The following is a 24,804-nucleotide window of genomic DNA, read 5'->3' as shown; positions in this document are numbered from 1 at the left end:
GCAAACTGATAACTTTCAGAGACGACCTGGGTCAGGCCTTCGTCTTGCGCTTGGCCGCGGCCGGGACGGCCGGCTTGCGGCCGAGGCCCGAGGATTTGGCCAATGCCGATCGGGTTGCGGAATAGTTCGGCGCCACCATCGGATAGTCCGACGGCAAGCCCCATTTGGTGCGATACTCTTCCGGGCTGAGCCCATGATCGGTCATCAAGTGGCGCTTCAGCGACTTGAATTTCTTGCCATCCTCAAGGCAGACGATGTGGTCAGGAAACACCGAACGCTTCGGATTGACGGCCGGGTTAAGCGCAGGGGCCTCCACGGCAACCGCATTGCCCAACTTGCGAACCGATGCGCTGACGCTTGCGATCAAATCCGGTAGACTAGCAGCTGGCAGTGGATTGTTGCCGACATAGGCCGATACAATGTCGGCGGTCAGTTCAATAGCAGTCTTATTGTCGAGAGTTTGCAATTTGTTTTTCTCCCGCCGGTGATGCAGTTGCCGGCATTTTTTTGAAGAGTGTTCTCGATGTATCCACTTAACAGCACCCCCCCAGCGGGTCGTTAAGGGTCAATAAATCATCAAGAATCGGTACAGGAGGATGTTTCCACATCAGGTTGCAACGTTGCAAATTAGAAAATCTAATACTTCGAAGCCGCCGATTTCGCCGTTGCGGAGCCGACGGGTCTGGAATCGGCCAATATCTCTAGAACACGTTTCCAGCGGGCGCATCGCCCGAAATCCTTTTGCTCGATCGCCTTTTCGGCTTTCATCGCGGCATAGAGCGGCGCCTCGGCGCCGAACTCCTTGATCAGCCAGTATGCTTCCTGTCTGGCGAGGCGTTCATCGTCGTCAAGCATGGTTTTCAGCCTCCGAGCGTTCAATGCCCACCGCAATGCAACTGCCGATGACGAGGACCGCACCGGCAATCGCGGTCAGCGTCAGCCTTTCACCGGACAGCGTCAGCAGCAGCGTCGAGGCGATCGGCGTCAGATAGGCGACAACCGCAACCTTGCCGCCGCCTTCGAGCTTCAAGGCGCGCGACCAGAAATAGTAGCCCAGCCCCATCGGACCGGCGCCGAGATAGAGGCCAAGCAGAAGGTCCGCGCCAGTTGGCCAAGCCGCGCCGTCGTGAACACACCAAAGCAAGGTCAGGCCGACGCCGACCAGTGCCGAAGGCAACAGCAAACGCTCCGACGGTGTGGCCAGGCGAGCGACCGCGATCGAATAGAACGCCATGCACAATGCCGAGCCGAAGGCGGCGAGATAGCCGACGATGCTGCCCTGGAGAAAAGACTGGCCGCGACCACCCGAGATGACCAGCGCCACGCCGACAAACCCGACCACGGCCGTGAGGCCGAGGAGCACGGGGCGTTGCGGCTTGCCCAGCATGATGACCGCCGCCGCGACCATCAGCGGCCAGGTGTAGGCGACGAGATTGGCCTCGATCACCGGCATGGAGGCAAAGGCGATGTATTGCAGCACCATGGTTCCGACCAAGCCGATGATACCGACCGCGATCGCCTGGGCGGACGTGCCTTCGTTTTCCGGCGCCGCATTCTTGCGGCTCGCCAAATGGATCACGGCGAACACCAGCGCCGCTCCGCAAAACTGCAGCAACTGCACCAGCGACACCGGGTGGCTGGCCAGCAGCGATTTGCCGACCAGCGCGTTGGTCGACCATAGCGCGACCGCGCCAACGGCAAAAACCAGCGCCGATGGCGAGCCCGACCCATCCCGGGAGGACCGGGATGGCGCCCTGCCCCTATCGCCGACCATGATTTCTTCCGAATCGACGGTCAAACCGGTGTCCACTTCTATGCTCTGGCTATCATGATTCTGGCTACCATGATTCCCTTGGGCCGCCCGGGAACGGCGCATCGGTCGCCGCCGCAACCGGACGTTCTTCCTCGAAGCGGCGATAGGCCGGCAGCTGGTTTGTCCAGACGTCTTCGGCCAGCTCGTTGACCCATTCGCGATCATGGTCATTGTCGGCTGCGAGATAAAACATGCGGTTGTCGTCGACATAGGGCTTGGCCACCGAGCGCTGGTTGAGCACCAGCGTGACGCGCTCACCGAACTGGATCGGTGCCGTCCGGTGCAGAACGCCAAGAAACTGCCCAAGCGTTGCGTAGTTCATCTTATGGTCGATGCGCATGATACGGTTGCGCGGAATCTCGCGGCCCGATTCGAGGATGGCGCGGCCGGTCTCGGAATCGTCGCAGTAGATTTCGAGATGGCCGCCAACCAGCGGATTGCTGATCGACAGCGGAATGAGTTCGGTGACCGGAACGCCGTCGCAATGCCAATCGACGGCGCCGTCCTTGGGATTCATGAAGGTGACGGTTGAGCCGACGATCGACAGCGGGTAAGGCTCGAGCTTGGTGCCCATCATGTCGGACAGTCGTTCGAGGCGCAGCTTGTCATGCAGCAGTTCCTTGATCTCCGGAATGAAGCGGTCGGCGCCGGTGATGAAGGTCAGATCGAGATGCTTGTGCACGGCGTGGCTGGACTTGAGCTTCAACGCCGCTTCCTCGATCGCCGCCAGCAACGCCGGATCGTAGCCGTGCAGATACTGCGCTACGCCAAAACTCGACACTTTCCAGGCTGTCTCGTGACCGATAATGGCTTCACGGCTCATCGCATAGCGCAAATCGGGAATGGTATGGGCGTTCATTCTACTTCTCCAGGGTGGGGACATCACTTGGTAAACAGTCGATTAATTTCCCCACCCCTGTAAAATTAGGAATGCTGGTGCTAGTGTAAGCGCAGCTTAAGGTCGAAACGCGTGCGTCTGCTCAGTCAGGTCAACCTCAACTCGCTGAAGATCGTCGAAAGTGCCGCCCGGCACCGTAACTTTACGCGCGCCGGAGAAGAGCAGTTCATTACTGCTTCCGCCGTCAGCCAGCGGGTCAAAAGCCTCGAGGACCAGCTGCGCTTCAAGATCTTCCAGCGTGGCGGCAATGCGGTTTCTCTGACGCCCGAGGGCGAGACCTATGTGTCGCGCGTTCGCGAGGCGCTGGAGCGGATCGTGGCAGCCAGCATGGAAGCGACCGGACAGTCGCAGGCGCATGTGCTTAAGATTTCGGTGCTGCCGACTTTCGCCGCGCGCTGGCTTTTTCCGCGCCTGCCGCTGTTCCAGCGGCAGTATCCCGAAATCGAGATGCGGGTCTCGACCTCCTATGCCACGAACGAGTTCGCCACCTCCGAGTTCGACCTGGAGGTTCGCTATGGAGACGGCAGCTTTCCCGACCTGACGGCGGACCTCTTGTTCAAGGAGGATTTGACGCCGGTATGCAGCAGGAGGCTGTTCCACGAGATTCTCGGCGACAAGCCGCTGTCAAAGGTGACGCCGGACGACCTCAGGCATTTCACACTGCTGCATTCGGACACCTGCACACAGAACTGGCAGTCGTGGCTGGGTTTTGCCGGCGCGAGTTCCGTGCTCGGCGAGGCCAAGAGCATCTTTTTCGATTCCTGCATGATGTCCTATGAGGCGGCCAATGCCGGCATGGGCTTTGCAGTTGCCAACCGCGCCTATATGGCGAGCGACATCCGCGCCGAGCGGCTGGTGGCGCCGTTTGCCGTCCATCACCCCAACACCGCGGGCTGGTATTTCGTCAGCCCGGTCACCGCGCCCTACGCGCGCAAGGTGGAACTGTTCAAGCAGTGGATCATGGCCGAGGCGGCGCTGACGCAGTGCCAACTGGACGCCGAGATCGCCAGCGGCCCGGTGCTGCGGCAGGCGATGGCCTGAGGTCGCTCCTGCCGAGGGCTCAGCGCTATGATCTCTTCCAGGGTCTTTCTGCCAATTTTGAGCAGGAGCGCCGTCATGAAGCGGGGCGATGCGGCTCACCTCATGACGCAGAGGAAAGACTCAGCTATATTTGGTCGCGCGGCGGGCCTGTTTTCCCGCTTGGCCGGCGCTTTCAGCTTCCTCCCAAGCGGCGCCGGCCTTCTTCCCTCAGGCGCCGTTTTGCTTCACCCCCTATTTTGAGACGATCATTGCGCCGGTGACGGTTGTTCGCCACCAGTTGCCGGCTTTGGCGCCGAATCCGTCTGCGGGGTTTGATCGAGCACCGGGGCCCTGGTTGGCTGGATGTCGCTGTCGCAGGCCGCCAGCGTCAGGCCTGCGGCTAACAGAATCAGAAGCCTCTTCATGGCAACCTCCTGGGTCTGCCCTCTCCTTGGTAAAGGCAACGAGGTGGCTCGGCTTTGGTTGCACACCGCGTCGGGCCGCGTCACCGGCTGGAACAAAACGCCGCCTCTGCGGTTGGTTGAAGCAAAGGAGATCGCGCCATGATCCGTCTGCTCATTGCCGGCCTTGTCGCCTATGCTACCTATCGCCTCGCCAAGGAGGTGATCGACGCCGTGCCTGACGATTTCGAACCGCTGCCGATGCCCGGCGACGAACGCGCTTTGCGACGCCAGTCGGCGGCAATGGGCGTCGCACCCCAGCGATAGGCAGCCATCCCCACAGGGATAATGGCCCGGCAGAGACCGGGGGCAGCGCTAGCCCGTTGCGAACAAAGCGGAAACGATGCTTGATGGGCGATGACCATCGCCATCAATGATTCGACCTTGCGGCCCGCCTATCTCGCCAAGCTCAACGCCGAGCAGCGGCTGGCCGTCGAGCATGGTGACGGCCAGATCGCCGGGCCGTTGCTGGTGATTGCCGGCGCAGGCTCCGGCAAGACCAACACGCTGGCCCATCGGGTTGCGCATCTGATCGTCAAGGGCGCCGATCCGAGACGCATCCTGCTCATGACGTTCTCACGCCGCGCCGCCACAGAAATGGCCAGGCGGGTCGAACGCATTGCCGGCGAGGTGCTGGGCCGCGATGCGTCCGTCATCGCCGACGCGCTGGCCTGGGCGGGCACGTTTCACGGCATCGGCGCCCGGCTGCTGCGCGACTATGCACTGACGATCGGCCTGGATCCGGCCTTTACCATCCACGACCGCGAGGATTCCGCCGACCTTATGAATCTTGCCAGGCATGAGCTCGGCTTTTCGAAGACCGAAAGCCGGTTTCCGACCAAGGGCACGTGCCTGGCGATCTATTCGCGCACTGTTAACGCGCAGGCGCCGCTCGGCGAGGTGCTGGGCGCGGCCTTTCCCTGGTGCGCCGGCTGGGCGGAACAACTGAAGGCGCTGTTTGCCGGCTACGTCGAGGCCAAGCAGGCACAGAACGTGCTCGATTACGACGATCTCCTGCTCTACTGGGCGCAGATGGCCGCCGAGCCTGAAATCGCCGCGCATCTTTCCTCCCGTTTCGACCATGTGCTGGTCGACGAATACCAGGACACCAACAGGCTGCAGGCCTCGATCCTTTCGGCGCTGAAGCCGGACGGCGCCGGACTGACGGTGGTCGGCGATGACGCGCAGTCGATCTATTCGTTTCGCGCCGCCGAGGTGCGCAACATCCTCGATTTCCCCCAGCAATTCGCGCGAGCCGCTGATGTCATCATGCTGGAGCGCAACTACCGTTCGACCGAGACCATTTTGGCTGCGGCCAACGCGGTTATTTCCGAAGCGTCGGAGCGCTTCACCAAGAACCTCTGGTCGGAGCGCAAATCCTCGCAAAAGCCAAAACTGGTCAGCGTGCGCGACGAGGCCGAACAGGCAAATTATGTCTGCCAGGCGATCCTTGCCGAGCGTGAGGCCGGCACGGTGCTCAAATCGCAAGCGGTGCTGTTTCGCGCCTCGCATCACAGCGGGCCGCTGGAGATCGAGTTGACGCGCCGCAACATCCCGTTCGTCAAGTTCGGCGGGCTGAAATTCCTCGACGCTGCCCACGTCAAGGACGTGCTGGCGGTGCTGCGCTTTGCCGAGAACCCACGCGACCGCGTCGCCGGCTTTCGCGTGCTGCAGCTTCTGCCCGGCATCGGCCCTTCAGCGGCCAGCGTCGTGGTCGAGACCATGGCGACGTCGCTCGACGAAGCGATGGGGCTGGCCCGCTACCGGCCGCCGCAACGCGCCGCGGAAGACTGGCCGGCCTTCGTTGCGCTCTATTCCGGCCTGCGCGCCCGGACAGGAAAATGGCCGGCCGATCTCGAACAGGTCAGGCTGTGGTACGAGCCGCATCTCGAGCGCATGCACGACGACGCCACGACGCGGCGAGCTGACATCATGCAGCTCGAGCAGATCGCCTCGGGCTACGCCTCACGCGAGCGCTTCCTGACCGAACTGACGCTGGATCCTCCGGATGCGACCAGCGACCAGGCCGGACCGCCGCATCGCGACGAGGACTATCTGATCCTGTCGACCATCCATTCGGCCAAGGGCCAGGAGTGGAAGAATGTCTTCGTGCTCAACACCGTCGATGGCTGCATCCCGGCCGATCTCGGCGTCGGCACCAAAGAGGACATCGAGGAAGAACGCCGGCTGCTTTACGTCGCAATGACGCGCGCCAAGGACGGCCTGCACCTGGTGACGCCGCAGCGCTTTTATCCGCACAACCAGCCGGTGCGCGGCGACCGCAACGTCTATGCCTCGCGCAGCCGCTTCATCCCGGCCTCGATCCTCGGCGCCTTCGAGCAGACCTCATGGGCGAGCGTCCACGCAAAGGACGATCCGCGCCACAGACCTGAAGTCCGGGTCGACCTCGGCGCCCGCATGCGCGGCATGTGGAAATAGCCGCCGGCTGGCGCCCGCGCCAATTTGCGGACGCCACGCAGGGAACGGCGTCGAAAGCAAAATCCGCTGTCAGGGAACCTCGGGCCGCCAGCCGCGTTTTTCGGCGTCCAACCCGCGATCGGAGAGCGGCGCCCGTCGCTCTTACGCCCATACAGAGAGGCCAGAATGCACGACGCAATGTTCTTCACCCCGGTTGCCGTCACCGTTGGCGCCGGCCACAAACGCATGCTCTCCTCGCTGTTCGAAATGCACGATTTCCTGACCGAGTTTCCGCCGTCGCGCCGGCGCCTGAGCTATGGCGCCGCGGTGAAGGCCTGCGAGGCGGCACGCGCCGGCGAAATCTCGACCGAAGCCGCGCGCGATGCCTTGATCACCTTTGCGGTCACGGCTGGCATCCTCTGGCCCGCAGTCCAGCCGATCATCTCGGTCAAGCCGGTCGCGCGCGGCTATGGCGGCTACGCCGCCTGAGCGTGGCTGGACCAAGCCTGACCAGCGAAAAGATCAATCGGACTTGCCGGCCGTCGTCGGGGAGGCTTCGGCCAGCCTCGCCGGCTGCGCGAGCCGTTCGCTGCCGACAAACGGATAGGCAAGCTGCTGATGATAGAGCGGCGGGACCGGATCATCGGTGCCGTATTTCTGCGGCATCCTGTCGGGCATGAAAGGTCCCTCCCAGCCTGGTGAGAATGCCGTTGAACAAGAGGTAGACGACGTCGTTCAACCAATGCCGGCGCGTCGACGATTGCTCCGCATGCAGCGGCAACAGCCGCTCCAGCGGAATGAAGATGAGCGCGACGACCAGCGCCGCCTTGAGGTCTACGAGATCGGACACCCCTGCCCTCGTTGTAGCCGAAGATTGGTTCGCAGAGATTAATGGCCAAGGGATGAACGGATAGTTGACGGTGGCTGGCCGCTACCGATCATCCAATCTTTAGAAAATCGAGATTCAATCCGTATAGCGATATTTTTGGCTCTGCTTTCTTTAATATCGTACCGAATACGGACTTGGTCTCAGAAGCGATAGTTTTAAGAGCAACCAAAAAACAAATATATTTGTCGATGACCGCAACCAAAAATTGTACTCCATCTTCGATTTTAGCTTAGCGAAAGCTCTCATTCCAAGTATGTCGATTCATGATGTACATAACTCTCCAATGCGTATTGTGCGATCAAGCTTTGGGAGTTAACGTGCCTTTGTGAACCGAGGAGGACGACCAAGCGACCTGCGCGCTGGAGACACTATTAAACGCAAATCCATAAGTATATCAGCGTAGGAATGGGTGGGACCTTGCAGAATACACAAGGAATATTGACGTCTCGACTGGGCAACTTTTGGAATAGAAACAATCTTGGCTCTCTGGTCACGGTAGCCCGCCGACTCGGCTTTCAACAGCTTTTTGCTCTTCGAAAACAACCTGCTCTAGACATCTCCAACTCACTGCCTTCCGCGGCACCGCCTCCCGAAGCACCGCCGTCCGCAGTCCCGCCTCGCGAAGCACCGCTTGCCGGAAAATTTGTCCATATGATCGACAATCTCTGGTGCGATACATATGGCGTGTTCGTGAAAGGCTGGGCTCATGCTTGGGAACTCCCCATCACTGCGATGCGGTTGAGGAGCGGGGATTTTCAGGTAGAGGTTTTGGACTTCCACGACCGATCCGATCTGGCGCCCTTCTTCCCATCGCTAAATTCAATGAAATGCGGCTTCTCCGCCTACCTGGCGTGCAGTCCGTTCCGGCCGGTGGTTCTGGAAATCGAGACTCTCGATGGCTCAGCGGAATTCGAAATCTCCGCACTTTCGGCCAATCATCCTGTCAATACTGCCCTTCCCGAGCCGGAGCTCGCGCACCAGCGTTTTGTCGAAGAGATGAAGAGGACCGGCGGTGTCGTTGTGGAAATCGGAGCGCGCGTCGTGGGACCGTCGTCTTCGCTACAGGCACGCCGGTTCGAGCCCGAGTGCAAATTCATCGGTGTCGACATTCATGAAGCGCCGGGCGTCGACGTTGTGGCGGACGCACATTTCCTGAGCGAGCATTTCGAACCCGGTTCAATAGACGGAATATTCTCTTATGCTGTGATGGAGCATCTTAGTTGTCCGTGGCTGCTGGCGGCGCAGATCAACAAGGTGCTGAAGGCAGGAGGCTTGACCCTGCACTCAGTGCCGCAAGCCTTCCCGATCCATGAAATGCCCAACGATTTCTGGCGGATTTCGAGCGAAGGCTTGAAAATCCTGTTCGCGCCCGAGATGGGCTTCGAGATCCTCGAAGTCGGAATGACGACGCCGGTGAAAATGTATGTGCACCCGACCTTCCGGAAAGGTCCCATGCTCGAATTTGCGCTCCATGATGGCATGGCGGCGTCCTATGTCCTGGCGCGCAAGACTTTCGATCTTCCGGATGGTGCGGTTTCCTGGCCCCTCAAGCGCAGCAAATCCATGGAACACAGCAAAGCTTATCCGAAGCACTGAGCACAACGATGCCAGAGAAGAAATTCATAAACTTCGACTGCCCGCCGGCCCCGGCGGAATTCGTTTGTCCAGCGTGTGGTGGCGCCAATGCCAAGGCGAAAGTTCTTAGTGCCGGAACGATGTCGCTTTACCGATGCGATCAATGTGCGTCGCTGATTTATCACCCGTTTCCGTCAATCGATTACACGGAACACACTGACCCGCTGGGTATCCGCAACTACGTCGAAATGAACGCCTCGATCGATACGGTCGCGCGGAACATCCTCAGGGTTGTTCCAGAAGGTCGCGCGGGCCGAATCGTCGATATCGGCTGCGGTTTCGGCTTTGCCTTGGATGCCGTTCGCACCATTGCCGGCTGGGAGGTCAAGGGTTTCGAGCCTTCCCAGTATGGCGGCGCGGGGCGAGATCAACTCGGCCTCGATATCCTCCGCGATTTTGCGCCGCTTAACGCCAACCCCCAATATCTGTATGATGTGGTGCATTGCTCGGAGGTGATCGAGCACATTCACGATGCGGCCGCCTTTCTGACAATCCTGACATCGTATTTGGCCGAGGACGGCGTAATCGTCCTGACCACGCCCAACCCCGAGCGGATCAATCCAGCCACCGAACGAAGCACCCTTTTGGCGCTGCTGTCACCTGGAGCTCACACGATCCTCTTCAGCGCTGAAGCGCTGATACGGCTGTTCAATGAAGCGGGATTGCCATTCGTGTCCGTCGACAAAAGCTCAGACAGCACCTTGTTCTATGCGTCGCGCAAACCGATCAAATTCCAACCCACCGAAAATTGGGAGAGTAAGGTTCTAGGGTATCTCGAGAATGCGCTTGCCCGCGCCATCCCTGGTTCCTCGTTGGCAATCGGCTTGCGCTATCGCCTTTTTCGTGGAGCCATCGACCACGGCAAGTACGGACTGGCCGAAGAGAACTTCGCTTCAATTCTTGCGGATGCCCGACCCAAACTGGATGACATAAATACCTTGGCCGAGTTTGCCGACCGGTGGCCGCTTTGCATAGCGGCTTCGACCTACTATCGCGGAATGCTGCTGCTCATCCACAAGGGCGACTATCTGAACGCGGCCGAGCATCTCCATGCGGCACATCTGCTGTGCCGGAAGAAGCTCTCAATCGATTCCTCGGTAGCGGGCGTCGAAGCCGATTTGATCTGGCGGGCGAAGTACCACGAAGCGCTTTCGCTAAAATATGCAGGCCAGAACCGTCGAGCCCTCTCGGTTCTTGACGCATTGGAGAATAAGGATCTCATGGTGGAAGTACCGTCGAACCTCGTTCCGGACGTTATAAACCTTCGATCCTCGCTCAAAAATTTACTTCCTCAATATGAAAGACTCAATGCTTGATGTCTTTTGAACCACGGACCGGAATGAAGGTTTAATTTGATGGAACGATCGATCGTTGCCTGCATACCGCTCTATAATGGCCGGGATTTCATTGGAGCGTCACTGAAAAGTGTCCTCGAGCAGACCCGTCCGCCAGATGAGGTGATCATTGTCGACGATGGCTCCACCGACGATGGTGCCGAAGTCGCACGTGACATAGCCAAGGGCGACAATCGGGTTTGTATCCTGACAAAACAGAATGGTGGCCAATCGTCGGCCCGCAACATGGGCGTCCGCAACTCCAGGAGCGACCTGATCGCTTTTCTTGATCAGGACGACTGGTGGTACCCAAAGCATCTGGAGACTCTGGAAGCTGCGGCAAGGCCTGAACCTCAGATAGGTCCATTCGGATGGGTCTACAGTGACCTCGACGAATACGATCGGGATGGAAATCTCGTGGTTCGGCAGATGCTCAAGCGACTTGGTTCAGAACATCCGAAACGGACCATCTACAACTGCTTGTCCCAGAACATGTACGTTCTCCCATCTGCCTCCCTAATCTCTCGCGAAGCGTTCGAGGCGGTAGGTGGATTTGACGAGCGGCTTTCCGGTTACGAGGACGACGATCTTTTCCTGCGCCTGTTCAGGGCGGGCTACACCAACAGGTTTCTGAGAGAGGCCTTGTCGGCGTGGCGCATTCATGGTGAGTCCGCGTCATACAGCGCAAGGATGGCAAGGTCGGCTCTAATCTACGCAGACAAGCTTCTGGAGACATTTCCAGACGACGTTTCCTTGCGACGCTACTACGCCAGAGACTTGATAACGCCGCGTTTCTTTCGAAGTGCGGCTGGCACCTACCGGATTGCAGGTCGGTGCGGAAGCTCGGAACTGATGACGCCAGCACTTGCGCTGATCGACAGGATCACGCCTACAATGAGGATCAGGCGATGGCTGATCATGCGCGCGATACGGCCTTTCCTCGGCAGTCATTTGGTTGCGAAACTGGCATCTTTGGAATTCACACGTGGCTTTGTAAGCCGGGTCCTAGCAATTTAGGGGCGTCACGCAATTAGTCTGTCGGCTAGGCAAGCCTGTTTCGGCGCATTCTTTCGCGATGGCCAGGAGGTAGATAGTTCCTCCCCCCTCCGGTGTTCCTGTAGCACCGCGCACGCATACAGGCTCGCCGCTCAGTGAAACGTCGTATCCCCGGCCAGCAGGCCGCGCGGCCCGGTTGTCTCGAAACTGACCTGGTCGCGCCCGTTCGACTTGGCCTTGTAGAGGTGCCGGTCGGCCGTCAGGAACATGTCGGCATAGGTGGTGGGTCCGTTGAACGCCACGCCGCCGATGCTCACCGAGAGCGGACAAGGGCGGCCGCCCGGGGCAAATTCGACCTCGCGGATTCTGCGCCTTATCCCCTCGGCGACCAGCCACGACTGCGACGGGTCGGCGCCAGGCAGGAAGATGGCAAATTCCTCGCCGCCGATGCGCCCGACGATGTCGGCGCCGCGCAGCTGGGCCTTGATCGTCGCGGCAATCAGCTTGAGCGCCTGGTCGCCGCAATCATGGCCGAGACGGTCGTTGATGGTCTTGAAATGATCGGCGTCGACGATCAGCAAGGCGCCGGCATCGACGACGGCCTGGCTGCGGGCCTGTTCGAGATAGGCTTCGACCAGCATCGAAAACGCGCCGCGGTTGAACACCGCCGTCAGGCTGTCAGTCGCCGCGACGATGGCCAAGTTCTTCTGGGCAATTGCCAACTGGCGCATCTTGTACATCAGGAAAGAGAAGAACGATCCACCCAGCACGAGCGGCAGCAGAAGGTCGGTCAGTTGCGCCCAGCGCAGCGCTTCAGGCGACAGCGACGGAAAATTGTAGGAATCGACAAAGAAGGCAGCCGCGATACAGATCGCTGTGCCGACAACTGTAACCGCTATGACCCTGCCCCAGCTCGTGGGCGACAGATCGATCCGCATTCCATTCTCCCACCGTGTCCGCCATTCTGCAGTGGGAACACAAATGAAACCCTAAAACCTTGCCTTCAATTGTAATGTGGTTAACAGCCCGTAGAAAGCACGGCCGGTCGCCATGAAGATGCCGGCGGTCACAAAAAGCCCGCCACTTGCGTAGCGGGCTTTCCGACTGGCCGGAGGCTTCTCGTCAGCACATGTCCCTCGGGGCATGCGGTAGGAGAGTGCCGTAAAGCCTCACGGCTAGTTTCGACACTCCCGCGAAACCCGTCTCAGCGACGGGAGATCAGCAGGCAGAGCTGCCGTAGATCGCTGTCGTAGGTGCCCTCGCTGCTGAGCACATCGATGCAGCGCTTCTTCATGCGTGCGATCTGGCTGCTCGACATGTCGGCGACGACGCCGGGGATACCCCGAGTGCCGGGGGTCCCCGGAGTGCCAGGCGTTCCAACGCCGACTCCGACATTGACGCCGTTGTTGGTACCAACCGATACGTTGGCAGTGGTGCCGTTTGTGCCGATGGATGCCGTGGCACCGCCACCGCCAATGGTGGCGTTCGCACCTGCGCCGCCAGCGCCGCCGATCGAAGCGTTGGCACTGGTGCTGTTACCACCAAACGACACACTGCCGTTCGCCCCGTTGGCGCCGCCCACATTCGCGCTGGCTCCACTATTGCCAACGGAAGCGCTCCCGATGCCCCCAATGCCAACATTTTGGGCGTTTGCGGGAATGGCAAAAATAACGACAATCACGCCACTTGCAAGTGTTCTGGCGAGTTTCTTTCTAATACTGGTCATGACACTCTCCTTTGTAACACTTCTATTTGTTGCACTGCAACAATCCGGGATCGATCCCGCGTTTTTGTTTGTGCAGCTTAAATACGCGCGCGAAGTTCTCAAAGTTTCTTAATTTTTTCCAACTCACTTCATCGTAGTTTGCAACTGTTGCACTGTTGTTCTAAAAATAAATACGAGTCTTCTTAAAGATTTAAATTTTATCAAATCGGCCAACAAAAAATCCATGCTAAAACCGGTGTTGCGAACTTCTCTTCCCACAAGCGGCTACGAGCGACCCGGAATCGTCAATGACGGAAGCTCCAGCGTGGCGCGAAAACGGGCACTATGGGGATGTCGTCACCGGCCACGCCGCTTGCGGCGCGGCCATAAAGCGCAAGCCGTTATCTCAGGCGCGCGGCAAGGCACACCCGTCGCCAGGCCGGCGACTGCCGCGAGCACCTGTCGTCAGGCGTAGGCGCGGCCTTCGTCGGTGCGCTGAAAAAACGCCAGGTCGAGCGGCACCGAAGGCCGCCCGAGAATGGTCAGGATGGCGTGCGCCTGGCCGCGGTGATGGGTCTGGTGGTTGAAGACGTGGCCCAGTGCCGGCGCCAGCCGCTGCGAGACGGTGCGCATGTCGGAAACGGTCATGTAGGAGAAGCGGCCGGACAGGGCCTTTTCGCTCAAGGTCCCGACCCAGTCGACGATCCGCCTGTCCTCGGCCTCGCGCGCCAACTTCAGGCCAGGCAAAGCGCGGTGCAGGATGGCGTCAAGCTTTGCCGGTGCATCGCCCTCGCCGGTGAAGCGTTTCATCCAGATGCGGTCGGCGGCAAGCAGATGGTTGAGGGTGCCCATCATCGAGCCGAAAAACGCGCCGACGTCGCGGTTGAACTCTTCCTCGTCAAGTTCGGCCACGGCACCGTAGATGCGGCCATTGGCCCATTGATTGTAGGCCGCAAACATCATGAAATGCTGTTTCATCTTTTCTTCCCGCCAACGAGTTCCGCTTCAGCCGCAGGCGCTAATTAGACCGCGAGGACGCAGCCGCCAATGACCATTCTGTTCTATGAACTCGTCGGACGCGACACGACCCGTCCGTTCAGCCCGCATTGCTGGAAGATTGCCATGGCGCTTGCGCATAAAGGGCTGGACAGATCCAGCCTGCCGACGCGCTTCCTCGACGTACCCAGGGTCGAAGGCGGCATCTCGAAGACCGTGCCGGTGATCCGCGACGGCGATCGTGTGGTGGCCGATTCCTTCGCCATCGCGCTTTACCTGGACGAGACCTATCCCGAGCGGCCGACGCTGTTTGCCGGCGACGGTGGCAAGGCGATGGCGCGTTTCATCGAGCGCTGGTCGCAGCTCACCATCCATCCCTATGTCACTACAGCCGCGCTGCTCGACATCCACGCCATGCAGGACGACGAGAACGCCGCCTATTTCCGCGCCAGCCGCGAGCAGCGCTTCGGCAAGCCGCTGGAAGCGGTGACGGCCGGCCGCGATGCCGGGCTCGCCGGTTTCCATGCCGCGCTGGAGCCGCTGCGCTCGATGCTTGGCTATCAGCCGTTCATCGGCGGCGCCTCGCCGCTCTTTGCCGACTATATCGTCTTTGGCGCGCTGCAATGGGCGCGCATCACCTCGCCCTACCGCTTGCTCGACGACAGCGACATCGTTGCGCAATGGTTCGAACGCTGCCTCGACCTTCATGGCAGCCTCGGCCGCATGGTGGAGGCGGCAGCCGCCTAGGGATCAGGGAATAGGCAGTAGGCAATAAGGTCTCCGCGCTGTATGCCTACTGCCTATTCCCAACAAAAGCCTCCCAATCGCCATGCCACCACCCCCCGATTTCACCGACGATTTTCGCGCCGGGCTTGTGACGCTGCTGCGCTGGCGCAGGGATGTGCGGCGCTTCGAGCGGACGGCTTTGCCCGAAGGGACACTCGAGCGGCTGCTGGAGCTTGCCAGCATCGCTCCGTCCGTCGGGCTCAGCCAGCCGTGGCGCTTCGTGGTGGTCGAGAGCGCCGAACGGCGCGCGGCCGTGAGAGACTCTTTCGAGCGCTGCAATGCCGAGGCGCTGTCCTGCTTTTCGGGCGAGCGCGCAGCGCTCTATGCCCGGCTGAAGCTTGCCGGCCTCAATGAAGCACCCTGCCAGTTCGCGGTTTTCGCCGACCGCACGACGGAACAGGGCCACGGGCTCGGCCGCATGACCATGCCGGCGACCATCGACTACTCGGCCGTCATGGCGGTGCATACGCTGTGGCTGGCGGCGCGGGCGGAGGGCATCGGCATGGGCTGGGTGTCGATCCTCGATGCGGCCGAGATGGCCGCAATCCTCGACACGCCGCCCGAATGGACGCTGATCGGCTATTTCTGCCTCGGCTATCCCAGCGAGGAGCATGATGTGCCGACGCTGGAGCGGGAGGGCTGGGAACGGCGGCGGCCGCCGGTGGCGATCAGGCGGTAATGGCGGTCACTTCGCCTCATCCCCGGTGATGAGCTTGACACAGATCGAGTCGCCCTTGGCAATCGGGGTACATTGCCATTCCGGGCCGAAGCCGAAGTTCGAGTTCTTGCCGAGCCCGAGCAGCATCGCAGCGACCAAACCGCCGAAGACGGCAAGCATCAGCAGGATTGCCTTGATGTCTCCAGGCCTGCGATCGTGCCAGCTCATTTTCCGCCAACCGACCTCCTTCGGAGATAGTACCTCAACCCGGAGAGCCGTCCAACGTCTCGCCGCGGCCGAACAGCGCTGCCAAGCGCATCGTGGGCGCCTCCCCTTGGCAATGGGCCGGGCGGCTTGTATAGAGCCCGCCACTCCCAATTCCACTCTTCATCACCCAATTCCTCTCTTCATCACAAGGACGACCAATGGCGATCGAACGCACCTTTTCCATGATCAAGCCGGACGCGACGCGGCGCAACCTCACCGGCGCCATCACCAGGATGCTGGAAGAGGCCGGCCTGCGCGTCATCGCTTCGCGCCGTGTGTGGATGAGCCGCCGCGAGGCCGAAGGCTTTTACGCCGTCCACAAGGATCGCCCGTTCTTCGGCGAACTGGTGGAGTTCATGTCGTCGGCACCGACCATCGTGCAGGTGCTGGAAGGCGAAAACGCCATCGCCCGGAACCGCGAAGTGATGGGCGCCACCAACCCGGCCAACGCCGCCGAAGGCACCATCCGCAAGGTGCATGCGCTGTCGATCGGCGAAAATTCGGTGCACGGCTCCGATGCGCCGGAAACCGCCGCCGAAGAGATCAAGTACTGGTTCTCGGATACCGAGATCGTCGGCTGAGCCGACGCGAACGGAATTCATGCAAAAGGCCGGCGTTTCGCCGGCCTTTTTCTTTGGCGTCGGACCTCGCTGCACTCCCCCCGAAGATCGGCCTCAGCTAAGGTCGGTCCAGGCACCAGCGGATCCGACCCGACCATGACCAGCGCCATCCCCGGCTTCTTCCAGGGCACCGAGATGCCGTCGAGCGGCTGGTGGGAGGCGCTGTGGCCGGATCCCGCCGGCGTGCTTGCGGCAACCGGGCTGAAGCCGGGCATGGCGGTGGTCGACCTGTGCTGCGGCGACGGCTGGTTCACGCTGCCGCTCGCCACCGTCGCCCGCCATGTCATCGCCATCGACATCGACGCCGACCAGCTGGAGGCCGCGCAGCGCCGGCTGATCGGCGCCGGCGCGACCAATTGCGAATTCGTCGCAGGCGACGCCTACGAACTCGCGAGCCTGGTGTCCCGGCCCGTCGACTTCGTCTTCATGGCCAACGCCTTCCACGGCGTGCCGGACCGGCCTCGGCTGGCACGTGCGGTGCGCGAAGCGCTCGCCCCCGACGGCCATTTTGCCATCGTCAACTGGCACCAGCAGCCGCGCGAGACGACGACAGTGCTGGGCGAGCCGCGCGGCCCACGAACCGAACTCAGGCTGTCGCCGAAACAGACCATCGCGGATGCCGAAGCCGGCGGCCTGAAGCTTGTCAAACTGGTCGAGGTGCCGCCCTATCACTATGGGGCGATGTTCGGCCCGGCGAAGCCGGTCTGAGCTCAACGAATGAGCGGCGTGTCCCAGAGGTCGCCGAGCAGCGTTTTCAGCTCGGTGAAACGCTTCTCGCCAAGCTCCTCGGCCCATTCCCGCTCGACGTCCAGCAGGATGTCGGCCATCTTCTGGTAGGCGGCGCGCCCACGGTCGGTGAAGTGGACGACGGTCCCGGCGCTCTGCCGGCCCCGGCACACAGCCATGATCACTATGAAGAGACGATGTACGGGATCGAAGGCGTGCTGACGCTGACTATCGACGGACACCGCCACGATATCGGCCCCGGCCAGGCGCTGTGCATTCCGCGCGGCGCGGTTCACCGCTTCGACAACGACACGGCCGAGACCGCCAAGGTGCTGTGCGTGGTGACGTCGGCGGCGATCGGTCCGGACTATTTTCGCGAAGCCTTCGCCATCTTCAGTGCCGGCGGCCCGCCCGACCGTGCCAGGCTGATGGACCTGATGCGCCGGTTCGGCCTGACGCCGGCACCGCCGCCGCAGGCGTGATTCTCAACTCGCGGCGTTGAACCGCAAAATGTCGCGGCCATCCTTGTCGGCGATGATCAGCTTGCCGCCGTCGATCTTGTAGGACGCCGCCTTGGCCAGCGCCTCGAACAACGCCTTCTCCTCAGCCATCACCTTAGGCTCACAGGCCATGCGGGTCGAACCGATGTCGCCAATGGCGATCGCCTGGCCATCAACGCTGACGGTGGCGAAATAGGTGTTGCACGGGCCTTTGCCGCCGGCCTTGCCGGCCTCGCTCACCCTGAATGTTGCTTTCGGTTGCGCGATCACACCGATGCCGTCGATATATTCGACCAGCCAGCTCTGTTCGAACAGGGAGGCCGAGGTCGGCTTGTCGCTCGGCGCTACCATCTTCAGCACGATGGTCTGCGGCACGTCGCTCAGCGGATCGACCTGATAGCGTGTGTCGGTGATGAACAGCAGCTTGTCGTCGGCGGTAATGCGCGCCTGTAACGCGTAGCTCATGTTGGCCCGGATCACCGTTGGGTCGAAGCTGATCTCGAACTTGATCGGCACCTGGCCGGCCGGCGCCACCTTGCGTTCCCCGACAATGGCGGCCGGCGCATCGGCCAGCGACACATCGGCCAGCTGAACCGACAGCACGGCGTTGGGCGGCAACGCGATGCGCTCACGATACATCACCTCGCCCTTCAGGGTTCTCTCGGCGGCAACAGACATTTCGGGAACGGCCAGCATGCCGACGACCAGCGGCACGAAACCGAAGACGAAGAATTCGGCGATCCTGTCCAGCATGCCCTTGCTCCCTTTTGCCGAAGGCGATTTGGCCAAGGGATTGCGGTCGTTACATGGCTACGCAGAGATTATTCAGACCGCGCCTTCCAGCGTGCCGCAGCCTGATCATCGGCGTCCTTAGCCTCAACCCAGCCGCCGTCGGTGCCGTCCGCGCGGTGTTCCTTCTTCCAGAAGGGGGCGCGCGATTTCAGGAAATCCATCAGGAAATTCGCCGCTTCGAACGCCGCCTGCCGGTGCGCGGACGCCGCCACCACCAGCACGATGTTTTCGCCCGGTGTTATTTTGCCGTGGCGATGGATTACGGTCAGCCCTTGCAGCGGCCAGCGCTGAACCGCCTCGGCGGCAATGCGGGCGATTTCGGCTTCGGCCATGCCGGGGTAATGTTCGAGTTCGAGTGCCGACAATTGGCCCTGCTCGTCGCGGCAGAGGCCCTGGAAAGACACCACGGCGCCGATGTCCGCGCGACCCTCTGTCAGTTTCGCGATCTCGGCGGCAACGTCGAAATCCTCGCGCTGGATGCGCACCATTGGCGCGATCGCCATGGTGTCAGCCCCCGGTCATCGGCGGAAATAGCGCGATCTCGCGCGCGCCGGCTATCTTTTCCCGATGCTCGACATGTTCCTGGTTGATGGCGACGCGGATCACGTCAGGATATTGCAGCGCGTGCTCATACTCCTCGCCGCGCGATTTCAGCCAGCGCAAGAGGTCGGCCACCGTCTCGATGCCGGCGGGCAGATCGACATCCTCTTGCGGCTTGCCGATCCGTTCGCGCACCCAGGCAAAATAGATAAGCCGCATCTCACTCGTCCATGATGTGCTTGAGGCCGGCGCGAAAATAGTCGTAGCCGGTGTAAAGCGTGACCAGTGCGGCGATCCACAGCAGCACCAGCCCGGTCTGCGTGGTGAGCGGGAAGATCCTGTCGCCGGCAGGTCCCGCAAGCAGGAAGGCGATGGCGACCATCTGGATGGCGGTCTTCCATTTGGCCAGCTGCGTCACCGGCACAGAGACCTTCAGCGCCGCCAGATATTCGCGCAGGCCCGAAACCAGGATCTCGCGGCACAGGATTATGATTGCCGCCCACAGCGACCAGCCGGCAATGCCGGCGTGGCGATCGGTGTCTGCGGCGAGCAGCAGCAGGCAGGTGGCGACCAGCAATTTGTCGGCTATCGGATCGAGCATCTTGCCGATGTTGGAAGTCTGCTGCCAGGCGCGCGCCAGATAGCCGTCGAGATAATCGGTGATCGAGGCCAGCAGAAAGATGATCAGCGCCGACCAGCGGGCGAAGTCGCTCGATTTCAGATGCCCTTCGAGAAAAAAGCACAGCACCACCAGCGGCACCGCGATGATGCGGGCGTAGGTGAGCATATTGGGCAGGTTGAACGCGCGCTTGGCCATATCTCAGGGACTCTTTCTGCCTGCGTACTCAAATCAGAAGCGGATGTAGGGGGTCAACAGCCGAGATTCGATTGGCCAGACGAAAATAGCGTGCTCTGTTTGAGGTGACACATGTCGTTGTCGCAAAACCGCTCCACACTTTTGGTCGACATGCGTCAGCTCTCGTGGAAATGGTTGTAGACCAGTTTCGCCACCTGCTCGGAAATGCCGTCGACCTTGACCAGATCCTCGACTGCCGCGCGGCTGACCGCCTTGGCGGTGCCGAAGGCAAGCAAAAGGGCCCGCTTGCGGCCGGGGCCGATGCCGGCGATCTCGTCCAGCGGGCTCTTGACCAGTTCCTTCTTGCGCCGTGCGCGGTGCGAACCGATGGCGAAACGGTGCACCTCGTCGCGCAGCCGCTGCACGAAATAGAGCACGGGGTCACGGACGGGGAGCGAAAACGAGTCCCTGCCCCTGACGAAGAAACGCTCACGGCCGGCATCGCGGTCCTGCCCCTTGGCAATGCCGATCGCCACGACACGGTCCTCGATGCCGAGATCGGCGAGGATCTTTCGCACCGCACTCATCTGGCCCTGGCCGCCGTCGATCAGGATGACGTCGGGCCAGGCCGGGAAGCTGCCGGAAATGTCGTCCTCGACGTCGTCGGCCGCCTCGCCTGCCGCCGCATCGTCGGCCACGGCGACATCCCCATGTTCCCTAAGCAGCCGCGAAAAGCGCCGTTCCATCACCTCGCGCATCATGCCGAAATCGTCGCCGGGCGTGATGTCGGTCGAGCGGATGTTGAACTTCCGGTACTGGTTCTTCACGAACCCTTCCGGGCCGGCGACCACCATGGCGCCGACGGCGTTGGTGCCCATGATGTGCGAATTGTCGTAGACCTCGATGCGCACGGGCGGCTTCGGCAAGCCAAAGGTCTCGGCAAAACCGGCAAGCAGCCGGCCTTGCGTCGAGGTTTCGGCCAGCCGCCGGCCGAGCGCCTCGCGGGCATTTTGCAGCGCGTTGTCGGTCAAATCCTTCTTCTCGCCGCGCTGCGGCACCGAGATCGACACTTTGCGGCCGGCGCGGGTGGACAGCGCCTCGGCCAGCAGGTCCTGGTCCTGGACGCCTCGTGACAGAAGAATGTTCCGTGGCGTCGGCTTGTCGTCATAGAATTGCGCCAGGAACGAGCCCAGCACCTCCGACCCTTCCAGGGCCGGATCGGCCTTGGGGAAATAGGCGCGGTTGCCCCAGTTCTGGCCGGTGCGGAAGAAGAACACCTGGATGCAGACCTGGCCGCCCTCCAGGTGGATGGCGAAGACATCGGCCTCGTCGACCGTGGCCGGATTGATGCCTTGGTGGCTTTGCACATGCGACAGTGCGGCCAGCCGGTCGCGATAAATGGCGGCGCGCTCGAAATCCAGCTCCTGTGACGCCTGCTGCATGGCTTCAGAGATTTCGGTCTTCACCTTCTGGCTGCGGCCGGACAGAAAATCCTTCGCCTCGGCGACCAGTTCGGCATAGTCACCATGCGAGATCTCGCTGGTGCAGGGACCGGCGCAGCGCTTGATCTGGTAGAGCAGGCACGGCCGGGTGCGGTTTTCGTAGAAGGAGTTGGTGCAGCTCCTGAGCAGGAAGGCGCGCTGCAGCGAATTGATGGTGCGCCCGACCGCACCGGCGGAGGCAAACGGGCCGAAATAGTCGCCCTTGCGCGAGCGCGCACCGCGATGCTTGTAGATGCCGGGCGAGACGTGATCGCCGGTCAACAGGATGTAGGGGAACGATTTGTCGTCCCGCATCAACACATTGAATCGCGGCCGCAAGCGCTTGATAAGATTGGCCTCAAGCAGCAGCGCTTCGATCTCGGTGCGGGTGACGACGAACTCCATCGTCGAGGTCTCGCGCACCATGCGGCCGATGCGGGCGGTGTGGAACCGGCCTTGTGCGTAGTTGGTCACCCGCTTCTTCAGGCTGCGTGCCTTGCCGACATAAAGCACGTCGCCGGCGGCGTTCATCATGCGGTAGACGCCCGGCGCATTGGGCAGCCGCTTGACCAGCGTCTGGATGACCTCGGCGCCGACCATGCCGTCGGCGTCGCCGGCATGAGGCGCCCAGTCGATGGTGGTGAAGGCGACATCGGGGCCTGCGGTCTCCGGCTCGACGATCTCCTCTGCCGCCTCATCCTCGAGGTCGATGTCGGGCGGCATATCGTCAGCGGCGCCGGCGCGCGTCTTGTGTTTCTGGTCTGCGGGACTCATTCCACCATGCCTGTCACATCCGGCGTCTGCCATGCAAGATGCTGGCCGCCGTCGAGCGCGATCATCTGGCCGGTCACCGAGCGCGCATCCCAGAGATAGCGGATGGTGGCGCCGAATTCGGCCAGGTGCGGGCCACGCTTCAGGATCAGGCCATCGACCTGCTTTTGGAAGTCATGATCTTCCTGGCTCGCATTCTTGAGCGTCGGGCCTGGGCCAATGGCGTTGACGCGGATGCGCGGACCGAGTGCCTGCGCCAGCATCTGCGTCTGCGTCCACAAGGTCGACTTCGATAGCGCGTAGGAGAAATAGCGCGGCGTCGGCCGCCAGACACGCTGGTCGATGACGTTGACGATCAGCCCCTCCTGGCCTTGCGGCAAGGCGCGGGCGAAGTTCTGCGCCAACAGCGCCGGCGTCTTCACATGGATGGCGAAGTGGCGGTCCCACGCCGCCCAATCGAAATCCTCGACGCTGTCGTCGACGAACAGCGACGCATTGTTGACCAGAAGGGTGATCGGGCCGAGCGCTGCCTCGGCGCGGCCGACCAGATCGCCAACGGCGTCCATGTCGGTCAGGTCGGCGGCGATGACGGCGGCGCGGCCGCCCTCGCCCCTTATGCGCGCGGCCTGCGCGTCGGCTTCGGCGCCTGAGCGGTTGGCATGGATGGCGACGGCAAAACCGTGCGCGGCCAGATCCTCGACGATCGCCTTGCCGATCCGCTTTGCCCCGCCCGTCACCAGCGCCGTTCCGGCGGCTTCGATCATCTGTCAATCCTCAATCTGCGCCTCAATTCCGCTAGCCGGCACATTGTGACGGGTCCAGGTGTTACATGCCGTTTCCACTTGGGGCAGGAATGTGGCGAAACGGCTTTTTCGGCACTTGGCTCCGCCCCGGACTCGGGTCGGCAGGTCCGCAATATAGGACGCCGGACTCCTTGCACCAAGCCGAGTGCAGTGCAGCATCGCAAGCGTGCTGACATTTCGCTGTTGCGAAGATGCAACGTCAAGCTTCGGCCTCATTCGCGCCGGGGAATGACCCAGTTTCAGGTTCGCTGCCGCCGCATTTTGACACGACATTCGGAACCGTTGAGTGCCAGATCCGTTTCATCCCCCGGACGGGTTGATGGCGTTCAAGACAAACAAGCCTACGTGTCTTGTGGCTTAAGGAGTAAACAACAATGCAAGCCAATCTCAAATTCGCGCCGCTCGCGGTCGCGCTCGGGCTTTTCGCCCTCAGCGGTACCGCTTTTGCTGCCGATGTCGTCTCGGAAGAGCCCCCGGCACCGGCGCCGATCGCCGAACTCCCCGTCGCTTCCTGGGCCGGCCCCTATGCCGGTATCAGCGCAGGCTACGGTTTCAGCGGTCATGCCAAAGTCCATGACGGCGGCCCCGACATCAAGACCAAGGGCTTCGTCGGCGGCGTCTTCGGCGGCTACCAGTGGCAGCAGGAGAACTTCGTGTACGGTGCTGAAGCCGATCTCGGCTACAACGGCGTCAAGGGTGACAGCGGCGGCGTCAATTCCAAGGGCGGCTTCGAAGGCTCGCTGCGCGCTCGTCTGGGCTACGCTGTGACCCCGGAAATCCTGCTCTACGGCACCGGCGGTGGCGCCCTGAAGAACCAGAAGATCTCGGTTCCGGGCGACAGCGACAGCAATACCATGCTCGGCTGGACGGCCGGTGTCGGCACCGACATCAAGATCACCGACAATGTGTTCGGCCGTGTCGAGTATCGCTACACCGACTTCGGTTCGAAGAGCTTCGACAGCGTCGGCACCAAGGTCAAGGAGAGCGACAACCGCGTCACCTTCGGCGTCGGTATGAAGTTCTAACTGTCGTTCAAGCCACGACACAAGAAAGCCGGGCCTCGCGCCCGGCTTTTTTTGTTCTTGCCCTCAAGCCGGCACGGCCCCCTTCAGCTCCGGGAACTTCTCGTCGAAGCGCGCTGCCCAGCGGGTCAGCCGGCCGCGGCCCTTTTCCCATTTGCCGGCGAATCGCAGCGAGAGATAGCCAAGGCAGGCGCGCAGCGCCAGCTGGCCAAGCGTGATCTTCTTCGGCAGTTTCGGCGGATTGGCATTGAGGAGGTCGAGTGCGGCGGTGATCTTGGCCCACTGGCGATCGAGCCAGGGCTGATAGACCATCTCCTCGGGCCGCGTGCGCCGCTCATAGACCATCGACAGCGCGCAGTCGCAAATGCCGTCGGCCAGCGCTTCCAGCACTTCGGCCTCGAGGCGCTTGTCGGGATTGCGCGGCAACAACATATTCTTCGACGCGCGGTTGAGATGCTGGGTGATGGCCCGGCTGTCGTGGATCGAGCGGCCGTCGTCGAGCACCAGCACCGGGATCTTGCCCAGCGGATTGGCCGTTAGCAGTTCGGCCGGCTTGTCCTCGGTCTTGACCGGCACCAGCTCGACGGCGATGCCGGCATAGAGTGCTGCCATGCGCACCTTGGAGCTGTAGGGAGATGAGGACGCGTAGAGCAGCTTCGGCATGATCGGTTCCTGTTTCGCAGACAGTGAGTTTCTACCGATCGACGTCTACAGGCAAATGCCAGCAGAAGAAAAACTGACCGCCAGAACAACCGGCAATCGAGAGCTGTGCGGTCTGCTCAGGGCAACAAAAAAGCCCCACCGGACTTCGCCGTGAGGCGAAGTCCTGGGAGCTGCGAAAGATAGAATACGTTCGCCCCTCTTTTCGTGCGCCTTA

General features: G+C 61.6%; 32 protein-coding genes. 13 read left to right on the top strand and 19 right to left on the bottom strand.

Annotated elements, in window-relative coordinates; all coding sequences use genetic code 11:
• Positions 1–31 precede the first annotated feature (31 nt).
• From ACWTU9_RS18110 to ACWTU9_RS18095, 4 genes are all read right to left on the bottom strand, one after another.
• Entirely contained in the window at positions 32–466 is a 435-nt protein-coding gene (locus ACWTU9_RS18110) for a MucR family transcriptional regulator (protein WP_455859458.1), read from the bottom strand.
• A 170-nt stretch (positions 467–636) separates the two neighbouring features.
• Positions 637–855, bottom strand: coding sequence for a hypothetical protein (locus ACWTU9_RS18105; RefSeq protein ID WP_455859457.1), 219 nt, complete (start codon positions 853–855; stop codon positions 637–639).
• Positions 848–1,798 (bottom strand): DMT family transporter, encoded by a 951-nt coding sequence (locus ACWTU9_RS18100; RefSeq protein WP_455859456.1) that lies wholly within the window; start codon positions 1,796–1,798, stop codon positions 848–850. The genes ACWTU9_RS18105 and ACWTU9_RS18100 overlap by 8 nt, the downstream gene beginning before the upstream one ends.
• Positions 1,799–1,838: 40 nt before the next feature.
• The gene (locus tag ACWTU9_RS18095) at positions 1,839–2,672 is read right to left on the bottom strand and encodes a hypothetical protein (RefSeq protein WP_455859455.1); all 834 of its coding nucleotides are present in this window, start codon (positions 2,670–2,672) and stop codon (positions 1,839–1,841) included.
• Positions 2,673–2,783: 111 nt separating this feature from the next.
• Between ACWTU9_RS18095 and ACWTU9_RS18090 the strand changes: the two genes are divergently transcribed.
• Positions 2,784–3,752 carry a LysR substrate-binding domain-containing protein gene (locus tag ACWTU9_RS18090; protein ID WP_455859454.1) on the top strand — a complete coding sequence of 323 codons (969 nt, stop codon included), beginning with the start codon at positions 2,784–2,786 and terminating at the stop codon, positions 3,750–3,752.
• A gap of 245 nt (positions 3,753–3,997) precedes the next feature.
• Here ACWTU9_RS18090 and ACWTU9_RS18085 read toward each other — a convergent pair whose 3' ends face one another.
• Complete coding sequence (locus ACWTU9_RS18085; protein WP_455859453.1) at positions 3,998–4,156, bottom strand: hypothetical protein; 159 nt, start codon at positions 4,154–4,156, stop codon at positions 3,998–4,000.
• A gap of 138 nt (positions 4,157–4,294) precedes the next feature.
• Here ACWTU9_RS18085 and ACWTU9_RS18080 point away from each other — a divergent pair, with 138 nt between their 5' ends.
• From ACWTU9_RS18080 to ACWTU9_RS18070, 3 genes are all read left to right on the top strand, one after another.
• Complete coding sequence (locus ACWTU9_RS18080) at positions 4,295–4,459, top strand: hypothetical protein (RefSeq protein WP_455859452.1); 165 nt, start codon at positions 4,295–4,297, stop codon at positions 4,457–4,459.
• Between the two features lie 90 nt (positions 4,460–4,549).
• On the top strand, positions 4,550–6,631 hold the full coding sequence (locus tag ACWTU9_RS18075) for an ATP-dependent helicase (protein ID WP_455859451.1): 2,082 nt from the start codon (positions 4,550–4,552) through the stop codon (positions 6,629–6,631).
• Between the two features lie 165 nt (positions 6,632–6,796).
• A complete protein-coding gene (locus tag ACWTU9_RS18070; RefSeq protein ID WP_454588278.1) occupies positions 6,797–7,099 on the top strand; it encodes a DUF982 domain-containing protein in 303 nt (100 codons plus the stop codon).
• A gap of 33 nt (positions 7,100–7,132) precedes the next feature.
• Here ACWTU9_RS18070 and ACWTU9_RS18065 read toward each other — a convergent pair whose 3' ends face one another.
• Together ACWTU9_RS18065 and ACWTU9_RS18060 are read right to left on the bottom strand one after the other, a co-directional pair.
• Complete coding sequence (locus tag ACWTU9_RS18065; RefSeq protein WP_455859450.1) at positions 7,133–7,288, bottom strand: hypothetical protein; 156 nt, start codon at positions 7,286–7,288, stop codon at positions 7,133–7,135.
• Positions 7,251–7,460: a hypothetical protein gene (locus ACWTU9_RS18060; protein WP_455859449.1), complete on the bottom strand. Its 210-nt coding sequence runs from the start codon at positions 7,458–7,460 to the stop codon at positions 7,251–7,253. Before ACWTU9_RS18060 ends, ACWTU9_RS18065 begins: the two co-directional genes overlap by 38 nt.
• A 690-nt stretch (positions 7,461–8,150) precedes the next feature.
• On the opposite strand from ACWTU9_RS18060, the gene ACWTU9_RS18055 reads away from it, so the two are divergent.
• From ACWTU9_RS18055 to ACWTU9_RS18045, 3 genes are read left to right on the top strand one after another with little or no spacing between them, the layout of a single operon-like run.
• Positions 8,151–9,095 (top strand): methyltransferase domain-containing protein, encoded by a 945-nt coding sequence (locus ACWTU9_RS18055; RefSeq protein WP_454588280.1) that lies wholly within the window; start codon positions 8,151–8,153, stop codon positions 9,093–9,095.
• A gap of 8 nt (positions 9,096–9,103) precedes the next feature.
• Positions 9,104–10,450, top strand: a complete 1,347-nt coding sequence (locus tag ACWTU9_RS18050) for a class I SAM-dependent methyltransferase (RefSeq protein WP_455859448.1) — start codon at positions 9,104–9,106, stop codon at positions 10,448–10,450.
• Positions 10,451–10,489: 39 nt separating this feature from the next.
• The gene (locus ACWTU9_RS18045) at positions 10,490–11,485 is read left to right on the top strand and encodes a glycosyltransferase family 2 protein (RefSeq protein WP_455859447.1); all 996 of its coding nucleotides are present in this window, start codon (positions 10,490–10,492) and stop codon (positions 11,483–11,485) included.
• A gap of 131 nt (positions 11,486–11,616) precedes the next feature.
• Here ACWTU9_RS18045 and ACWTU9_RS18040 read toward each other — a convergent pair whose 3' ends face one another.
• The 3 genes from ACWTU9_RS18040 to ACWTU9_RS18030 form a co-directional block, all read right to left on the bottom strand.
• Entirely contained in the window at positions 11,617–12,402 is a 786-nt protein-coding gene (locus ACWTU9_RS18040) for a GGDEF domain-containing protein (protein ID WP_455859446.1), read from the bottom strand.
• A 266-nt stretch (positions 12,403–12,668) separates the two neighbouring features.
• On the bottom strand, positions 12,669–13,190 hold the full coding sequence (locus tag ACWTU9_RS18035; RefSeq protein ID WP_455859445.1) for a hypothetical protein: 522 nt from the start codon (positions 13,188–13,190) through the stop codon (positions 12,669–12,671).
• 444 nt (positions 13,191–13,634) lie between these two features.
• Positions 13,635–14,147: a DinB family protein gene (locus ACWTU9_RS18030; RefSeq protein WP_454577154.1), complete on the bottom strand. Its 513-nt coding sequence runs from the start codon at positions 14,145–14,147 to the stop codon at positions 13,635–13,637.
• A 69-nt stretch (positions 14,148–14,216) separates the two neighbouring features.
• Here ACWTU9_RS18030 and ACWTU9_RS18025 point away from each other — a divergent pair, with 69 nt between their 5' ends.
• Together ACWTU9_RS18025 and bluB are read left to right on the top strand one after the other, a co-directional pair.
• Complete coding sequence (locus tag ACWTU9_RS18025; protein WP_455859444.1) at positions 14,217–14,912, top strand: glutathione S-transferase family protein; 696 nt, start codon at positions 14,217–14,219, stop codon at positions 14,910–14,912.
• Positions 14,913–14,994: 82 nt separating this feature from the next.
• Complete coding sequence (gene bluB, locus ACWTU9_RS18020) at positions 14,995–15,630, top strand: 5,6-dimethylbenzimidazole synthase (protein ID WP_455859443.1); 636 nt, start codon at positions 14,995–14,997, stop codon at positions 15,628–15,630.
• A 6-nt stretch (positions 15,631–15,636) separates the two neighbouring features.
• Here bluB and ACWTU9_RS18015 read toward each other — a convergent pair whose 3' ends face one another.
• A complete protein-coding gene (locus tag ACWTU9_RS18015) occupies positions 15,637–15,837 on the bottom strand; it encodes a hypothetical protein (protein ID WP_455859442.1) in 201 nt (66 codons plus the stop codon).
• Positions 15,838–16,034: 197 nt separating this feature from the next.
• Between ACWTU9_RS18015 and ndk the strand changes: the two genes are divergently transcribed.
• Both ndk and ACWTU9_RS18005 read left to right on the top strand, forming a co-directional pair.
• Positions 16,035–16,457, top strand: a complete 423-nt coding sequence (gene ndk / locus ACWTU9_RS18010) for a nucleoside-diphosphate kinase (RefSeq protein ID WP_142867808.1) — start codon at positions 16,035–16,037, stop codon at positions 16,455–16,457.
• Positions 16,458–16,592: 135 nt separating this feature from the next.
• A complete protein-coding gene (locus ACWTU9_RS18005) occupies positions 16,593–17,204 on the top strand; it encodes a class I SAM-dependent methyltransferase (RefSeq protein ID WP_455859441.1) in 612 nt (203 codons plus the stop codon).
• 2 nt (positions 17,205–17,206) lie between these two features.
• Here the strand turns inward: ACWTU9_RS18005 and ACWTU9_RS18000 are convergent, their stop codons facing one another.
• Positions 17,207–17,401: a hypothetical protein gene (locus ACWTU9_RS18000; RefSeq protein WP_455859440.1), complete on the bottom strand. Its 195-nt coding sequence runs from the start codon at positions 17,399–17,401 to the stop codon at positions 17,207–17,209.
• Between the two features lie 18 nt (positions 17,402–17,419).
• On the opposite strand from ACWTU9_RS18000, the gene ACWTU9_RS17995 reads away from it, so the two are divergent.
• Positions 17,420–17,704: a cupin domain-containing protein gene (locus tag ACWTU9_RS17995; RefSeq protein WP_455859439.1), complete on the top strand. Its 285-nt coding sequence runs from the start codon at positions 17,420–17,422 to the stop codon at positions 17,702–17,704.
• Positions 17,705–17,707: 3 nt separating this feature from the next.
• Here the strand turns inward: ACWTU9_RS17995 and ACWTU9_RS17990 are convergent, their stop codons facing one another.
• The 6 genes from ACWTU9_RS17990 to ACWTU9_RS17965 form a co-directional block, all read right to left on the bottom strand.
• Entirely contained in the window at positions 17,708–18,475 is a 768-nt protein-coding gene (locus ACWTU9_RS17990; protein ID WP_454588292.1) for a YbaY family lipoprotein, read from the bottom strand.
• Positions 18,476–18,543: 68 nt separating this feature from the next.
• Positions 18,544–19,017: a molybdenum cofactor biosynthesis protein MoaE gene (locus tag ACWTU9_RS17985; RefSeq protein ID WP_454588293.1), complete on the bottom strand. Its 474-nt coding sequence runs from the start codon at positions 19,015–19,017 to the stop codon at positions 18,544–18,546.
• Between the two features lie 4 nt (positions 19,018–19,021).
• Positions 19,022–19,273: a molybdopterin converting factor subunit 1 gene (moaD, locus tag ACWTU9_RS17980; protein ID WP_454588294.1), complete on the bottom strand. Its 252-nt coding sequence runs from the start codon at positions 19,271–19,273 to the stop codon at positions 19,022–19,024.
• A 1-nt stretch (position 19,274) separates the two neighbouring features.
• Positions 19,275–19,871 carry a CDP-diacylglycerol--glycerol-3-phosphate 3-phosphatidyltransferase gene (pgsA, locus tag ACWTU9_RS17975; protein WP_454588295.1) on the bottom strand — a complete coding sequence of 199 codons (597 nt, stop codon included), beginning with the start codon at positions 19,869–19,871 and terminating at the stop codon, positions 19,275–19,277.
• A 155-nt stretch (positions 19,872–20,026) separates the two neighbouring features.
• A complete protein-coding gene (gene uvrC, locus ACWTU9_RS17970) occupies positions 20,027–22,105 on the bottom strand; it encodes an excinuclease ABC subunit UvrC (RefSeq protein ID WP_455859438.1) in 2,079 nt (692 codons plus the stop codon).
• Entirely contained in the window at positions 22,102–22,866 is a 765-nt protein-coding gene (locus ACWTU9_RS17965) for an SDR family oxidoreductase (RefSeq protein ID WP_455859437.1), read from the bottom strand. Before ACWTU9_RS17965 ends, uvrC begins: the two co-directional genes overlap by 4 nt.
• Positions 22,867–23,279: 413 nt before the next feature.
• On the opposite strand from ACWTU9_RS17965, the gene ACWTU9_RS17960 reads away from it, so the two are divergent.
• Positions 23,280–23,930, top strand: coding sequence for an outer membrane protein (locus tag ACWTU9_RS17960; protein WP_454588298.1), 651 nt, complete (start codon positions 23,280–23,282; stop codon positions 23,928–23,930).
• Positions 23,931–23,993: 63 nt separating this feature from the next.
• Here the strand turns inward: ACWTU9_RS17960 and ACWTU9_RS17955 are convergent, their stop codons facing one another.
• A complete protein-coding gene (locus ACWTU9_RS17955) occupies positions 23,994–24,590 on the bottom strand; it encodes a glutathione S-transferase family protein (RefSeq protein ID WP_455859436.1) in 597 nt (198 codons plus the stop codon).
• Positions 24,591–24,804 lie beyond the last annotated feature (214 nt).

It is taken from the genome of Mesorhizobium sp. 128a (assembly GCF_053848025.1).
The sequence above is the reverse complement of the archived record's forward strand: the minus strand, read 5'-3'. Positions and strand labels throughout refer to the sequence as shown.